This is a genomic window from Flavobacterium sp. AG291, assembly GCF_003350375.1.
GTDB lineage: Bacteria > Bacteroidota > Bacteroidia > Flavobacteriales > Flavobacteriaceae > Flavobacterium > Flavobacterium suzhouense.
Genome location: NZ_QQAR01000002.1, coordinates 323,600 through 340,654, shown reverse-complemented (window position 1 = coordinate 340,654; position 17,055 = coordinate 323,600). Strand labels below are relative to the sequence as shown.

The window sequence follows — 17,055 nt, the reverse complement described above, 5'->3', positions numbered from 1 at the left end:
TAGAAGCAAAGGGAGCTGTCATTTTTATGACAGCTCCCTTTTGTTTGAAGTATAAATTAATTAACTTTTGTAAGTTAGAATTTTTTGTCAATAACAACTCTTCTTGTGGTCTCAGAAGTATCTGATGTAACTCTGAATAGGTAAATGCCTGATTCAACACCAGTAACATCCACACTTTGCAGTTCTGAGGTTATAAAGTTTTGTTTGATTAATCTTCCATTTAGATCATGGATAGTTAATTTCATATTTCTATGATTTTCAAAACCAGGAATTTTAATAAACACAGTTGTTGTTGCCGGGTTAGGATATAAATTAAGTTCTAGTTTAGTAAGATCATCTAAACCGGAAATTCCAGTTACCACTACAATAGCTTCTGCAGTACTACAATTAGTCAAATCTGTACTGTCGCATATACTATAAGTAATAGTATAAGTTCCGATAGTTGAGTTTGATGGTACTATTAGGTTTCCATCACCATCAATGGTAACACCAATTAATCCGTCATTGTCAACAACACTTATCGTAACATCAGAGTCATTTACAGGTTGACTGTTAAACAAGTCATTTGCTGTAACGTCTCCTGCAATGCCACCTTCAGTCTGCAAGATTTCGGTTGCACTAAAATCATCATTTATAGCCTCAAGAACGTTCTCAACATTTAATGTTGCAACATTGGTATATATCATACAATTTGCACCTGCAATTGCAGCAACTCTATATGAGTAACCATTATAGGTATGAGGCACATTTGTTAACGTTAGAGTAGCTGTCGTAGCACCTGAGTAAGTAGGGTTTGTTCCTCCATCTGTTACATTGTTCCAATCGATTCCGTTAGTACTGTATTGCCACTGATAGTTACTTGCATTTTGTGCGGCAGTTGTATATGATACAGTAGAGCCTGCTGTAGTTGTTACATTTTGCGGCTGCGTAGTTACTAATATTTGATTCGGTTGGGTTATCGTAAAGTTTTGAGTAGATATACATCCACTAGCATCATAAATTGTAGCTGTATACTCTCCTGCAGCTAGATATAATGGATCTGGAGCTCCTCCATTTGCTGAATCAAATCCAAAAATATAAGGCGGTGTACCACCGGTTACTGAAGTTACATCAACTGTACCGTTACTCGCGCCATAGCAGGTTGCGTTGTTTATTGCAAGTGTAAAGGTTATAGCTTGCGGCTGTGTAACAGTAATGTTTCTTACCGCTGTACATCCATTTGCGTCAGTAATTGTTACACTATAATTTCCTGCACTAAGTCCACTAACTGTTGGTGTAGTGCCTAATGAGGCCGGTGTCCACTGGTATGTATAAGGTCCAACACCTCCGGATACAGCTAAAGAAATTGCTCCATCATTATTGCTTGAACAAGATACATTCGTTTGAGTTACCACCACATTAATTGCCTCAGGAGAAGTAATTGTTACTGTATGAACAACAGCGCATCCTAACGCATCTGAAACAGTACAAGTATAGGTGCCTGCTGCAAGTCCGGTTACTGTTGGACTTCCTGCACCATTAGACCATACATAAGTGTAGTTTGGTACTCCACCTGTAGCAGATACTGTAGCAGTACCAGTTGTAGCTCCATGACAAAGTAAATCTGTTTTTACCGATGTTACAACAATTGGTGTTTGTTCATATATAGTATATGAACGTGTTTTTACACATCCGTTAGCATCTGTAACTGTAACGGTATAATTTCCACCTGATAGTCCGGTTGCTGTTGCCGCTGTCCCACCCGAAGGAGCCCAAGAATAGCTATAAGGAGCTGTACCTCCCGTTGGAGTTACTGTAGCAACACCATTTGAAGTACCATTGCAGCTTATGTTAGTTGATGTTCCATTAAGTACAAGTAATGTTGGTTGTGTAATTGTAAAACTTTGTGAGCCTATACAACCATTACCATCTGTTACTGTTACTGAATAGTTTCCTGGAGCTAATCCTGTAGCTGTAGCTGCAGTACCGCCAGATGGAGACCATAAATATGTATATGTTCCTGTTCCACCTGTTACTGCAACAGTTGCAGTACCATTAGTACCTCCATTACAAGAAACATTAGTCTGTGTTGGAGTAATTGTTAGTGCAGACGAACCCGTGATGGTAAAATTACGAGTCATTGTACAACTGTTAGCGTCTGTAACAGTTACTGTATAGTTACCTGCGGATAATCCGGTAGCAGTGGCAGTAGTTTGTACCGGTGTTGTATTCCATGAGTAGGTATAAGTTCCTGTACCTCCGCTTACAATAACTGTAGCAGAACCATTATTAGCACCAAAACAAGAAACGTTAGTTTGTGTTGTAGTAGCAGTAAGTGCTGTAGGTTGTGTTATGGTAAAGCTCTGCGTTGCTGTACATCCGTTGGCATCGGTTACTGTTGCAACATATGTTCCGGCAGGTTTACCGGTAATAGTTGCCGAAGTACCACTTGCAGGAACCCATGAATAGGTGTATGGCATTGTACCTCCTGTAGCAGTAACTGTAGCCGATCCGTTAGATCCTCCATTACAACTTACGTTTGTTTGAGATGATGCTGATGCAACTAAAACTGTAGGCTGTGTAATAGTGAAAGATTGAGTAGTCTGGCAAAGATTAGCATCTTTAACAGTTACAGTATAAGTACCTGCTGTTAATCCCGAAGCTGTAGCTGCTGTTCCACCTGTAGGTGACCATACATAAGTATAAGTTCCTGTACCACCGGTTACCGCTACCGTAGCATACCCCGTAGCACCTCCATTACAAGCGATATTAGTTTGTGCAAGAGGAGTGGCAACTAAAATAGATGGCTGTGTAATAGTAAAGCTTTGTGTAGTTTGACAGTTATTTGCATCTTTAACTGTTACAGTATAAGTTCCTGCTAAAAGTCCAGAAGCTGTTGCTGCAGTACCACCAACTGGAGACCATTGATAAGTATAAGTTCCTGTACCACCAGTCACGGCTACTGTGGCCGATCCATTGGAGCCACCATTACAACTTACGTTTGTTTGTGCTCCAATACCAGCCACTAGGGCTGCTGGCTGAGTTATGGTAAAAGTTTGAGTTTTCTGGCAAAGGTTAGCATCTGTAACGGTAACAGTATAAGTACCTGCTGCTAAACCTGTAGCTGTAGCCGCAGTACCGCCTGTCGGAGCCCATGAATAAGTATAACCTCCTGTTCCTCCTGTTGCGTTTACAGTAGCCGATCCATTAGAACCTCCGTTACAACTTACGTTTGTTTGTGCTCCAACGCTAGCCACAAGAGCAGTAGGTTGTGTTATAGTAAAGTTTTTAGTTATAGAACAACCATTAGATGCTGTAATAAGAACACTATATGTACCTGCAGCCAGGTTAGTTGCTGTATCTGCATTTCCTCCTGATGGCGACCATGTATATGTGTATGGTCCCGGAGCTCCTGAAGGTATTACTCCCGCTGAACCTGTATTCGTTCCATTACATAATATGTTAGTTTGGAACGTTGATGCTACTAAAGTATTTGTAGTACTAATCACAAAGTTTTTAGTAATGGTACATCCATTTGCATCAGTAATTAAACAGCTATGGTTTCCTGCGGCAAGTCCTGTCACTGCAGCTGTTGTAGCTCCTGATGGTGACCATAAATAACTATATGATGGTGTACCTCCAAACACTGTTACTGAGGCATCACCCCCTGTAGAACAGGTAGCATTAGTTTGAGATGTAGTAGCACTTAAGGCTGTAGGCTGGTTAATCGTAAAGTTTTTAGTTATAGAACATCCGTTTGCATCAGTAATAAGACAACTATAGTTACCTACAGTAAGTCCTGAAGCTGTAGCAGCCGTACCTCCACTAGGTGACCATAAATAAGTATACGATGGTGTACCTCCTGATGCAGTTACAGTTGCAGTTCCTGTAGCACCACCATTACACAATACATCTGTTTGAGATGTAGTGGCAACAAGAACAGAAGGTTGTGTTATAGTAAAACTTTGTGTAGTTTGACAGTTATTTGCATCTTTAACTGTTACAGTATAAGTTCCTGCAACAAGTCCAGAAGCTGTTGCTGCAGTACCACCAACTGGAGACCATTGATAAGTATAAGTTCCTGTACCACCAGTCACGGCTACTGTGGCCGATCCATTTGAGCCACCATTACAACTTACGTTTGTTTGTGCTCCAATACCAGCCACTAGGGCTACTGGCTGAGTTATGGTAAAAGTTTGAGTTTTCTGGCAAAGGTTAGCATCTGTAACGGTAACAGTATAAGTACCTGCTGCTAAACCTGTAGCTGTAGCCGCAGTACCGCCTGTCGGAGCCCATGAATAAGTATAACTTCCTGTTCCTCCTGTTACATTTACAGTAGCCGATCCATTAGAACCTCCGTTACAACTTACGTTTGTTTGTGCTCCAACGCTAGCCACAAGAGCAGTAGGTTGTGTTATGGTAAAGTTCTTAGTTATAGAGCAGCCATTAGATGCTGTAATAAGGACACTATATGTACCTGCAGCCAGGTTAGTTGCTGTATCTGTATTTCCTCCTGATGGCGACCATGTATATGTGTATGGTCCCGGAGCTCCTGAAGGTATTACTCCCGCTGAACCTGTATTCGTTCCATTACATAATATGTTAGTTTGGAACGTTGATGCTACTAAAGTATTATTAGTTGTTATGACAAAGTTTTTAGTAACAGTACATCCGTTAGCGTCAGTAATGACACAACTATGAGATCCCGCTGTTAAGCCAGTTACACCCGACGTTGTTGCACCTCCCGGCGACCATAAATAGCTATATCCGCCAGCACCTCCAAACGCTGTTACTGAGGCATCACCACCTGTTGAACAGGTTGCATTAGTTTGAGATGTAGTGGCACCTAATAGCGATGGCTGGTTAATCGTAAAGTTTTTAGTTATAGAACATCCGTTGGCATCAGTAATAACACAACTATAGTTACCTACGGTGAGTCCTGTTGCTGTAGCAGCCGTACCTCCGCTTGGTGACCATACATAGGTATATGATGGTGTACCTCCTGATGCAGTTACAGTTGCAGTTCCTGTAGCACTACCATTACACAATACATCAGTTTTAGATGTAGTCGCAGTAATAGCTGTTGGCTGTGTAATAGTAAAGTTTCTTGTTGCCTGGCAGCTATTGGCATCGATTACAGTTACTGTATATGTACCTGGAGCTAATCCGGAAGCAGTTGAAGCCGTACCACCTGAAGGAGCCCATGAATAATTAAGTGTACCTGTACCACCTGTAGCAATTACCTGAGCAGAACCATTAGTACCACCATTACAGCTTACATTATTTACAGTACCTGCAGATAAAGTTATTGCTGCTGGCTGGTTGATTGTAATACTTCTTGTAGCTTGACAGTTACTGGCATCTGTTACTGTTACAGTATATGTTCCAGCGGCAAGTCCTGTTGCTGTTGCAGTTGTCTGAACCGGTGTCGTATTCCATGAATATGTATAACCAGGTGTACCACCAGTTGGATTTACAGTCGCAGTTCCGTTAGCGCCACCATTACAAGAAACATCGGTTTTTGATCCAATCGTACTAAGCGCTGTAGGCTGCGTAATTGTAAAAGATCTTGTAGCCTGACAGTTAGCGGCATCGGTTACAGTTACAGTGTAATTGCCTGCTGTAAGCCCCATAGCTGTTGCTGTTGTTTGAACCGGTGTTGTATTCCATGAATATGTGTAACCAGGTGTACCACCGGTCGGCGCCACAGTTGCAGTTCCGTTAGCGCCACCATTACAAGAAACATCGCTTTTACTTCCACCTGTAGCAAGATTAAGCGATGTAGGTTCAGTGATTGTAACATTTACAGTTCCTGTACAGCTATTAGCGTCAGTAATAGTAACAGAATAATTTCCTGCTGCAAGGCCTGTTCTGTCTTCAGCAGTAAAGCCGCCAACCCAGGTATAAGTATAAGGTCCTGTACCTCCTGTAGGTGTAAGGTTAATCGCTCCTGTAGTTCCGCCATTACATGCAACATTGGTTACAACGGTAGTTCCACTTACGGTTGAGGCCGGTTGAGTAACAGTAATCCCGCTTATCGTTCCTGTACATCCGTTGGCATCGGTAATTGTTACCGAATAGCTTCCCGCTGTAAGTGATATCCTGTCTTCAGTAGTTGCACCACCTACCCAGTTATAAGTATAAGGTCCTGTACCTCCTGTAGGAGTAAGGTTGATTGTTCCATTGTTGCCACCAAAGCAAGACACATTGGTCACCACGGTAGTTCCGCTTAAAACAGCTGCCGGTTGTGTAACTGTTACATTAACTACTTTTGTACAACTGTTAGCATCGGTAATAGTTACTGAATAATTTCCTGCTGTAAGTCCTGTTCTGTCTTCAGTATTAATTCCTCCACCCCAGTCATATGTATATGGTCCTGTTCCTCCTGTAGGAGTAAGGTTGATCGCTCCTGTGTTGCCGCCAAAACATGCAATATTAGTTACAACTGTTGTTCCATTTAATGCCGGTGGTTGTGTAACTGTTACATTAACTACTTTTGTACAACTGTTAGCATCGGTAATAGTTACTGAATAATTTCCTGCTGTAAGTCCTGTTCTGTCTTCAGTATTAATTCCTCCACCCCAGTCATATGTATATGGTCCTGTTCCACCAGTAGGAGTAAGGTTAATTGCTCCTGTGTTGCCGCCAAAACATGCAATATTAGTTACAACTGTTGTACCGCTTATGGTTGTCACTGTACCACTTACAGCTACGTTTTTTTGTGTAGCTCCAGACGATGTTAAGCTAACATTTCCTGATGGATTACCTGATGCGGATGAACTTAATCTTACATATACAGTGGTTGATGCTACTGTGCCACTGCTTTGAGTTAAAGTAACCGTACCACCAAAACCACTGCCTGATGATAATGAAACCTCAAAACCTGTTGGTGCTGTAACAGTAATATTTCCGGACAGACCACTACCGGATGCATTAAAGCTTGTGGGCGATGATGAAGCTACACCTGAACATGACGTTAAAGCACTGGGTGTGCCTGACGTAGTTATTACACCAATTTTTTCCCAGGTCATAGAATCCATAGCTACATAGGCAATTGTGTTTGTAGTTTTAACAACGAAGGAGTCAATAAGTGCATTTGAATTATTGCTCCCGCCATAAGTAGCTAAGTCTATTAGGGTAAACCCCGCACTTGAATTAGTGAATGGATTACTTTGCACAACTGAAAAGACGTCTCCTCCCGAAATTTTTCCTGTAATTGTACAAGTTCCTGTTACATTCAGGGTGTTATTTGAATTAGCCAGGTAAAGATAAAGACTCTTTAATTTAAATGGTACTCCCCCGGCTGAACTAATAGTAAATTCTACGGGGACGTTTGCAAATACAGAACCGTCATTATCTATATAAACGTTACTGTTACTTACTCCCGTATTAGGATAATTCGTCTGGATATTAAAAACTGCAGGTGCAACGGAAGAGATATTAAATAACTGTCCGTTATCAGTAAAGCTTGTACTATTGTTAAGTTCGGTTTCAAATGTCTCTGTCGATTGTTGCGCTACAAGATGCTGCGTAGCAAAAAACAGAAAAATTAATAATAAGTAGAGTTTTTTCATGATTGAGGGGTTGAGTTTGAATTTGTCTTCATGTATTGTTTTTAATAATTATTATTTGTTTTAATAGTTAAAATGCAAATATAATTTTTATTTTTAACTTAAATTTATATTAAATCATGTTTAAGCAAGACATTGAGTCTATTGTTAAGTCTATCATCACATCAGAAACAGTTAAAGAGCATATAAAATGTGCAGCAAATCTTTCTGGTTATTATAAGAAAATTACTGTAAATAAGTATTCTAATGACAATGAAACCCTGGTTAAAGGTGGTGTCGCTTTGTCAAGTTCAGGTGCTGCCGATTGTGTTGATGATTACCTGCGTACTGTATATTTTATAAAAGGCATTCATAAAGCACTAACTAAATTATGTAACGATTTTCCTGAAAGAAGCATTAATATTTTATATGCAGGCTGTGGCCCATATGCAACATTAATCCTTCCGTTACTTCCTTTATTTGATAAAGGCAGGATTAATGCCATATTATTAGACATCAATGCATCCTCAATACAGTCTGTACATAATCTCATATCAGTTATCGGACTTGAAGAGTATCAGCTGCAATTAATTGAAACCGATGCTATCACATATGTTAAGCCTGATGATTTTATAATTGATCTGGCCATATCTGAGACCATGCATTATGGCCTTACACGCGAACCTCAGGTAGCTATAGTTAAAAATCTAATAAAACAGCTGCCTTCTCACGGAATATTAATTCCGCAGGAAATAAGCATTGATTTGGCCTATACCTTTTTTGATTACGAACCTTATCTTAAGAATGCTATAAATGAGGTAAAGGGCCGCAACGAATTGCAGCCCTATTCTCATAGAGTATTTATCGATAGATTATTTACGATAAACAAAGAACTCTTTAGCAGCCCCGGTTACGAATTAAAATTTATAAGTAACTTTTATGAACTGCCGGATAATTTTATCAATCATCCTGATGTTTGTGTTTTTACCGAACTTAAAATATTTGATGACATTGAGTTAAAAACAGCTGAGTCATATATTACGAATCCTTACTGTATAGTCTCTATTTATGGTCTGACTGGTTATTCAGGTATTCAGTTGGAATATGATTTTAGCGAGATTCCAAAATGGTCTTATAAGTTAAAAGAACGGACTGTAAGTAATCCTGATTAGTTCCTTGAAGGGAAAATTCCAGACACACAGATAATATAATTCATTGCCAGATAAGGCTGCATAATTGAAAAAGGCTGACTACCTCCTGAAATAGCAGTTGCAACATTACTGGTTAAATCTACACTTGGTGTTGAAGCAGCATAACCTAATGTTCCTGTGAAAGTTCTTCCAACTAACCCGCCCGGCGCAGCAATTGACATACCCCTTGCAGGTACTGAATCAGTTGCGTTAGCTGGACTTGCAGATACCGTACCGGGACCAGTATGTGTGTGCATTGGCATTTGTGCTGTTGTAAGTGTTACTGTAGGTGTGCCGGCTGCTTGTCCCAGTACATAGCTTGTTCCCGCCTTGCTTCCTACTCCGATTGGTACAGTACCCTGTAGATTAGGCAGACCAAAAGTCTGAACTCCATCACCACCGTAAGTTGTTCCTAAAATTGAAAATAAAGCAGTATTTTGTGAAATAGACAATAGTTGTCCATTACAAAGCATGTAACCTCTTGGTGCAAAATTTCCTGCAAATAGTTTAATGCATCCTATTAATTCTTCGTCCATGATTTTTAGTTTTTTTAGTTAATAAATTGGGTTGTATTTGTTTGAGGCTAAATTAGATAATGGGGTAGGACTAAAACCGCGTACTTTTACCTGATTTTTATTCCGATTAAAGATGTTTTTTTGTACTATATCCACTATACATAGGTTTTATAATTCAAAAAATAAAGAATCTTGCAAATAATTACTTAATAATTATTTTATCTTTGATAATCTAAGATTATTACTAAAAGCATTAATTTGCTGTTGAAATAAACAAAACCAAAGTTAGTTTTACACTATTGAAAACCAATTAAATAAATTATAATATGGCACAAACAAAATCAGACACAATTTCATTAGAAGATGCAATCCGTTATGCTAAAACATGGAGAGGAGTAGAAGGTACTTATAATGCGCACAAAGAACTTCACGCATTTTTAATCCCTGCTGATGATTTTTCGGGTATTCTTGCACAAGGTCCAATAGAATTTGTTAGAGGTTATTTAGGAGTTGACGATAATGGAGTTGAAAAGCTTATGTTCGTTGGTACTAAGTATGATGCAACTACAGATACTTATATAGATTTGTTACCGGGAACACCTGAAAATTATAGCATCTTTGATATGACAAGACCTTGTCCTAACGCTTGCGATAATAATAGTGTATTGAATAACGGGTAATAAATGTATTTATTAAAATTGTTATCATATGTAGGACATTGTATCCTGCTAATAAATACAATTGTTTATTCTATAGGCTTTTCCCAAAAAGGAAAAGCCTATAAAGCTTTTGTTGTATACCTTTTTTGTTTATTTGTTATGCAAACTGTCACAGAGGTTTATGCAACACAAAATTTGAATAATCATTTTATAGCCACATACTATCTATTTCTGCCTCTTATATTATTGAGTTTATTCTTTTTCAGGCTTTTTGCTGCAATAAACTCTTGGAAAAGACATGTTGTTTTATATGCGAGTCCTATAGCTACAATAGGATTTATTATTCAATACTGTTTTTTACCAAATCTATATTATGAGTTTAATTCTATAGGTTTGTTGGTTGCTACCTGCTTATTAATTGTTTATGCCGTAATGTATCTTTTCGAGCTTATTTCGAAGCAACTTGAATTTCATTATGTAGTTATCGGTATATTCATTTATTCTATTAGTAGCTTACTGATATTTGTTTCGGCAGCTTCGGTGGTGTCGTTCAACCAAGAAATGAGTAATTTTATCTGGAATATAAATGCTTTATTATTTATTGTCTATCAATTGTTAATTTTGTGGGAATGGAAACAGACTTATTATCTAAGACCAACCAGACGGGATTGATAATTATTACCGGTATCTTCCTAATGTTCTTTATGGGGACGATATTGTTGCTTTTTTTTCACTATTCAAAAAAGAAAATATTTCAAAAGGAACTTGAAAAGAAAGAACTCGAAAATGAATATCAAAGAGATCTTATTCTCGCTACCCTTGAAGTTCAGGAAACTGAACGCAAACGTATTGCCCAGGATTTGCATGATGACATAAGTTCTAAGCTTAATATAGTTTCATTAAATAGCCATATGCTAACTACACCTGATCTTACTCATCAGGAAATTACGGAAATTACAGGTAATATCATAAACATGATAGGCAAGACTCTAAATAACTCCCGGAGGCTTGCACATGATCTTTTACCTCCCGTATTAGATAAGTTTGGACTTGATGCAGGTATCGAAGAGCTTTGTTTCGAGATTAATAGTACCAAATCTATTGAAGTTCACTATAATAACAGGGTAGAGTTTAATGAAGAAGATAAAAATAAGCACCTTCACGTTTTTAGGATAATACAAGAATTAACCAACAACTCTATAAAACATGGTAATGCTTCATTAATATCATTAAAATTTGAAAGTGTTGAAAGTAAAATCGTTTGCACTTATTCTGATAATGGAAAAGGTTTTGATAGCAAAGCTATAGGAAATAAAAAGACAGGCCTTGGAATGAAAAATATCGAAAGCCGTATAATTTTTCTTGGAGGGTCTATAAAAGTAAATTCGGCTGTTAACAAGGGGATTAACGTGGTATTTAATTTTTAGATTATGGAAAATATCAAAATTGCATTAGCAGATGACGAAGTCTTATTCAGAAAAGGAATTTCTTTTTTGTTGCAACGAAAAAAGAATATAGATATAATTTTTGAAGCTTCAAACGGAGAAGAACTTGTTTCTTTTTTACGTGAGAATGCTGGAAATGGTACAAATCCTGACATAATAATAATTGATCTTAAAATGCCTGTCCTGAATGGGGTAGAGGCGACAAGGATAATACATGATGAATTTCCTGAGATTAAGATCATTGCACTTACCAGTTATAACACCCGTTCGTTTATTGCTAATATGATTGAAGTTGGGGCAGCTTCATACCTGGTTAAAAATACAACCCCACAAGAATTAATGACTACCATTACTGAAGTATATGATAATGGTTTTTATTATAATGATGATGTACTTCAGGTAATCCATGAATATCTAATATCTCCAAAGAAAAAAGCAAAGAGCAGATATCTTGATGAGCAGCTTACTAACCGTGAGATAGAGGTATTAAAGCTTATTTGTAAGCAATATAGCGGTGCTGAAATAGCCGAGAAACTATTTTTAAGCGTGAGAACTGTTGAAGGTCACAGAAATAATTTACTACGCAAAACCGAATGTAAAAATATGATAGGGCTAATTATTTATGCTATAAATAATGAGTATGTTACACTAGAAAGCTTGTTGGACTAACATTTACCAGGAATAAGATTTTCTTGCTTAAAAAAGAATCGCCAGAAGAAGTTTCTCCTGACGATTCTGACCCAAATAAACTAACTCAACTTATTTTTTATTAAGCTTACGTAAATAGTTACGAGCTTTAATTCCACTTTCTTTAAGATCAGTTTGTTTCCACTTTCCATTAGAGGATGCTGAAGGTTTTAAGACACTGCATGTTTCATTTTTGTCGGAAACTGACCAGGTAACCCAGCTAATTCCTCTGGCTTCCATCCAGTCAATCCATTTTTGCCATTCTTCAGTGTTTAGAGGACCATCTCCTGTTGCTTCCATACCGGCACATTCAGAGACGAAAACAGGCAGACCTTTCTTTATGGCTTCATCAGTTCTGTCACGTAATTCCTGCTTGTGTGTTGCAGCATAAAAATGAACTGTATACATTAAATTGTCATATCCTTTTATTGGGTCGGCAGCAGGTAAATTAATATCCTGATCCCAGTGAGGGCATCCGACAAGGATAATATTGTCAGGATCATTTTTCCTGATAACTTTTATAACAGCTTCGCTATATGCTTTTACATCAGGCCACGTTTCGTCATCAGGTTCATTAAACACTTCATAAATAACATTTGGATACTTTCCATACTCTTTAGATATTTCATCAAAGAATTTCTTAGCTTCTTCCAGATTGATGTTGTGACTATGCCAATCTACTATTACATAGATATCTTCTTTTATAGCTCCATCAATAACAGCTTTTATTTTTGCCTTTGAGTCTTCGGGATTTTCTTTATAAGTAAGTCCTTTAGATCCTGTTTCAATTCCCATCGCGGCCCTAACAATAGTAACATTCCAATCGTCTTTAAGCCACTTAACACTTTGAGCATTATAAAAACGAGGCCAAAAGCTGTGCCAGCCGTAACTCATACCTCTTAGGGTAATCTGCTTTCCATTTTTATCAGTAAGCAGAGTTCCTTTTACACTTAGTTGACCGTGTTGTTTTACAGTTTGTGCAAGACATCCAAGGCTGATAAAAAGTACCGCAATTGTTATTTTAATAATTCTTTTCATGCTTATTTCTTTTTGGTAAGGCGAAGTGTAAGAATATCGTGTGCAGGTACATCTGCTTTTAGAGCCTTTTTAGTAGTAGTAGTTCCTTTATCTTTTTTATCCCAAAGGTTTTTAAAGGTGTATGTAGTAGAACTGAAAGCAGCATCAAGTTTATTAATCTCATCATATACCTTTTGAGATGCCCAGTTGTAATCAATTTTTTTTGCGGTAGTGCTTCTGTTTAAAAAGGCAATTGCCCAGTCGCCATTAGCAAGAGGTTTAGCCCATACTTCCAAACCATCTTCTTCAGATACTTTAAAACCCTGTATCCCCAATTTGTCTTGATTTAAAGCAATAACTTCTTTATTTGTTAATACTTCACGTGTTTCGGCAGACATATTTCTAAGATCATTTCCTGCAATAAGAGGTGCCGCAATCATTGCCCACATTGTAAAATGCGCTCTGTCTTCACCAGGAGATAGCGCTCCGTTTCCTACTTCAAGCATGTCAGGGTCGTTCCAGTGTCCCGGGCCGGCATACTGACGTAATCCTTTTTGCATATCCAGAATTTGCATTACACCAAAAGCTTTCCATGTGCCATGGTCCTTAATACAGTCGAAACAGTTGTAGATATCTCCAGTTGTTCTCCATAAATGACCTACATTTTGTCCCCATTCCCATGGTTTATCAGTACCCCATTCACATATGCTTAAAACGATTGGACGTCCGGCTCTTTTAAGAGCCGCAGTAATTGTTTTATAGGCGCCTTCAGCTTTAAGACCTTCTGTATTACACCAGTCATATTTAATATAATCGATACCCCATTGGGCATAGGTTAAGGCATCCTGAAATTCATATCCACGGCTTCCGGGTCTGCCTCCGCAGGTTTGAGATCCTGCATCAGAGTAGATTCCAAGTTTTAGTCCTTTACTGTGTACATAGTCGGCAAGCGCTTTCATTCCTGAGGGAAATCGGGCAGGGTCGGGGTTGATAAAACCTTTCTCGTCACGATCGCCATGCCAGCAATCGTCAATGTTTATATATGTATAACCAGCATCTTTCATACCAGTTGAAACCATAGCATCTGCCATTTCTTTGATCATATTTTCATCGACATTACAGGCGAATTTGTTCCAGCTGTTCCAGCCCATAGGTGGTGTCATGGCCAGGCCCTGATATTTTGTATAGTCCTGAACGTAGTTGTTTCCTTGTGCAAGAGCAGCACCTGCCCAAGCAAAGCATAATAGTGAATAGAATAATTTTTTCATGGAAATTTGATGGTAATGTTTATTGGTTTCTGTTCTTTATTAAAAAGCATTCCCCGAATTTACTCCGGGGAATGCTACAAAAAACAATTTATAAAATATTACTGGTCATTTTTAAAATAACCTATGTTGTCAAAATAATAGTTATGTTTTGAACCTGTGAATTCCTGGAAAGAAATGTTTTGAAGTGCTTGTGGCTGTCCTCCTAATTCTGCCCATGTAAAACGATATTCCGTCCACTCAGTACTTGTGTTGAATGCGTGAGTGTCATCACCCCAAAACTGACCATTAAAGATGAATACAAGTTTACCTGCATCATCCGAACGAACAGCAATTCTAATACCGTCATATTGAGAAATGTTTTCATCCCAAGCCCAGTTACCCTGAATGTTATCCCATCCATTGATCTCTTTTTTGATAAAAGTTGTTCCCTGGTAAGCATTAGCAAGGTCAGTTACATATACATGGTTATTCCAGTCTTCAATTGTCCAAGGAGAATAAAAAGCATCATCGTAGATTGCAGTGCCTATAGCTGTATTCCATTCATTTTTACCTGAGATGGTTTTAACCTGAACATATTTTTGTTGAGAACCCGGAGGCAATATGGCAACGATTTGTGTTAATGAATTGGATACAATTTCTGCCTGAACTCCACCAACAGTTACAATTGGGTCAAGGAAATAGTTACCATAAATAGTGATTTGCTCGCCATCTGCAGCATTTACCGGCTGAAAGCTTTTAACCTCTGGAGCAGGTGGAGCTACAACGAAATGAAATACAGCTGTTCCTTTTGGAGTTACAACTTTTAATTCATCACTGGCATTTTCATACGGCGTATGTTCGTCAATAGTAACAATGATCGCCTCATCTGTAACTAGTGTTGAATTGAAATAAGTATTTGTTTCATTGAAGTAAATTTTCTGAGTATCAGTAAACCCTTTACCTCTGATGATATACATATTTTTAGCATAACCCTGATCAACTAATGAATCGTTATATGCATAACTTACACTCTCGATAGTTGGAGCTCCTGATTTTGCATCATCATCACTACATGATGTAAGGCTTATAAATACTGCAACTATTGCAAGTATATATAGCGTAAAATTATTTTTTAAATTTTTCATAATGCTTTAATTAATTAAATTCATAAGGTACAGGTGGCTCTAATAATAGTGGGTTTTTAGCCACATCATTATCAGGGTAAGGAAGATAGAAATCGCTTTCAGAAGGAGTATAGAACTCTGCCGTCCACATATTACCTCTGTTTTGTGCTCCCATAATTGCAATAGCTTGTGCTCTTGGCATTCTTCCAAGATCAAACCAGTAATCACCCTCAAAACATAACTCTTTTCTTCTTTCAAGGAAGATATCGTCCTGAGTTATGCTTGTAACGCTCTCTAATCCTGCTCTGTTTCTAACAGCGTTGAACGAAGCAAGTGCTGCTGCATCTGAAGTACTTCCACCACCTGCAAGAACTGCCTCGGCATGGATTAGTAAAAGGTCTGCATAACGCATAATGTAAGTACAGTTTTGCATCATAGCCCATCCGTCTATACTTCCTGTCTGGTCACCATTTTCAATACCGATACAGTACTTTTTGATAGCAACCCCAGAACCTTGTCCACCGATATCTTCAGCTGAAGGGACCGTGAATCCCATTTGCTCTGTTTTTCCGCCATTAACCAGTACTTTCATCGTAGGATAAGTATCTCCCGGGAACATTATGGTTTCATGTCTCCTTTTATCAAGAGGATCATAAAGGTTAATAACATCCTGAGAAGGAGCAAATACACCACCGTAACTTGTATTTGAAGTAGTAAGTGCAGATGTACTGATGCCAAACTGTGTATTACAGTTATTACCGGAACCATAATTACCATCATTTACCCACTGTAATGAGAAGATAGATTCTTCATTATTATTATTCGGGTAAGTAAACAGGTCACCAAAAGTTTTTCCAGGAAGTGAAGTGCCTCCTAATAGTTTAAACTCGCCACTATTAATAACTTCTTCTGCCATCTGTTTAGCACCGGCATAGTTTTTCATATATAAGTAAGCTTTAGCAAGCATGGCTTTTGCAGAACCTTTCGAAACCCTTTTGTTTGTTACATAAGCATTGGTTCTTGTTTTGTCGTATAGCCTGTCTATCGCCTCTTTATAATCTTTTTCAATCAACGTGTAAACATCTTCAATTCTGTTTGTCGGGAATTCAGGTTGATTTACATAATCAAGACTATTTTCAATAATTGGTACAGGTCCCCATAATCTTACAAGGTAAAAGTATGCTGTAGCCCTCATAAAGTAGGCTTCACCAAGAGTGTTTTGTACAACTGCAGGGTTTACACCTGGGCCAACACGCTCTTCAAGAAAATTAATAAGAGCATTGGCCTGTTGTATGTTTGACCATAAAGATCTCCATCCCTGAACCAGTTCAGGGTCACTACCGTTTATTGAAAATGTACGCATCGCATTTACGTCCGATGAGTTAGTGTACATATTACCCGAACCTACCTCAGAAACAGCATAGAAAAATTTGTTGTTAAATTGAAACCATGTTCTGGCATACATACCATTAGTAGCAGATTCTACTTGCGCATCTGTTTTATAATAGCTGTCGAGTGTAATCTGATCTTCAGGTGGTCTGTTCGCAAATTCTTCCGAGCAGGAAGCTAGACCAAGGCTAAATACTGCTATCAGGCCTAATATTTTATATCCATTAAGAAATCTTCTTTTCATTGTTACAAT

The 17,055-nt window shown here is 38.2% G+C and carries 10 protein-coding genes; 4 read left to right on the top strand and 6 right to left on the bottom strand.

Annotated elements, in window-relative coordinates:
• Positions 1 to 74 precede the first annotated feature (74 nt).
• Positions 75 to 7,553: a T9SS type A sorting domain-containing protein gene (locus DEU42_RS03555; RefSeq protein WP_114756893.1), complete on the bottom strand. Its 7,479-nt coding sequence runs from the start codon at positions 7,551 to 7,553 to the stop codon at positions 75 to 77.
• 116 nt (positions 7,554 to 7,669) lie between these two features.
• Between DEU42_RS03555 and DEU42_RS03550 the strand changes: the two genes are divergently transcribed.
• Positions 7,670 to 8,701 (top strand): hypothetical protein, encoded by a 1,032-nt coding sequence (locus DEU42_RS03550; protein WP_114756892.1) that lies wholly within the window; start codon positions 7,670 to 7,672, stop codon positions 8,699 to 8,701.
• On the opposite strand, the gene DEU42_RS03545 is transcribed toward DEU42_RS03550, so the two are convergent.
• A complete protein-coding gene (locus DEU42_RS03545) occupies positions 8,698 to 9,255 on the bottom strand; it encodes a phage tail protein (protein WP_114756891.1) in 558 nt (185 codons plus the stop codon). The genes DEU42_RS03550 and DEU42_RS03545 overlap by 4 nt on opposite strands.
• 305 nt (positions 9,256 to 9,560) lie before the next feature.
• Here DEU42_RS03545 and DEU42_RS03540 point away from each other — a divergent pair, with 305 nt between their 5' ends.
• The 3 genes from DEU42_RS03540 (at position 9,561) to DEU42_RS03525 (ending at position 12,007) form a co-directional block, all read left to right on the top strand.
• Positions 9,561 to 9,914 (top strand): hypothetical protein, encoded by a 354-nt coding sequence (locus DEU42_RS03540; RefSeq protein WP_114756890.1) that lies wholly within the window; start codon positions 9,561 to 9,563, stop codon positions 9,912 to 9,914.
• Positions 9,915 to 10,522: 608 nt separating this feature from the next.
• Complete coding sequence (locus tag DEU42_RS03530) at positions 10,523 to 11,320, top strand: sensor histidine kinase (protein WP_233506611.1); 798 nt, start codon at positions 10,523 to 10,525, stop codon at positions 11,318 to 11,320.
• 3 nt (positions 11,321 to 11,323) lie between these two features.
• Positions 11,324 to 12,007, top strand: a complete 684-nt coding sequence (locus DEU42_RS03525; protein ID WP_114756888.1) for a response regulator transcription factor — start codon at positions 11,324 to 11,326, stop codon at positions 12,005 to 12,007.
• Positions 12,008 to 12,097: 90 nt separating this feature from the next.
• Here the strand turns inward: DEU42_RS03525 and DEU42_RS03520 are convergent, their stop codons facing one another.
• The 4 genes from DEU42_RS03520 to DEU42_RS03505 form a co-directional block, all read right to left on the bottom strand.
• On the bottom strand, positions 12,098 to 13,063 hold the full coding sequence (locus DEU42_RS03520) for a glycoside hydrolase family 5 protein (RefSeq protein ID WP_114756887.1): 966 nt from the start codon (positions 13,061 to 13,063) through the stop codon (positions 12,098 to 12,100).
• A gap of 2 nt (positions 13,064 to 13,065) precedes the next feature.
• Positions 13,066 to 14,310 (bottom strand): glycoside hydrolase family 27 protein, encoded by a 1,245-nt coding sequence (locus DEU42_RS03515; protein WP_114756886.1) that lies wholly within the window; start codon positions 14,308 to 14,310, stop codon positions 13,066 to 13,068.
• A 98-nt stretch (positions 14,311 to 14,408) separates the two neighbouring features.
• Positions 14,409 to 15,434, bottom strand: coding sequence for an IPT/TIG domain-containing protein (locus DEU42_RS03510; RefSeq protein WP_114756885.1), 1,026 nt, complete (start codon positions 15,432 to 15,434; stop codon positions 14,409 to 14,411).
• Between the two features lie 10 nt (positions 15,435 to 15,444).
• The gene (locus DEU42_RS03505) at positions 15,445 to 17,046 is read right to left on the bottom strand and encodes a RagB/SusD family nutrient uptake outer membrane protein (RefSeq protein WP_114756884.1); all 1,602 of its coding nucleotides are present in this window, start codon (positions 17,044 to 17,046) and stop codon (positions 15,445 to 15,447) included.
• Positions 17,047 to 17,055 lie beyond the last annotated feature (9 nt).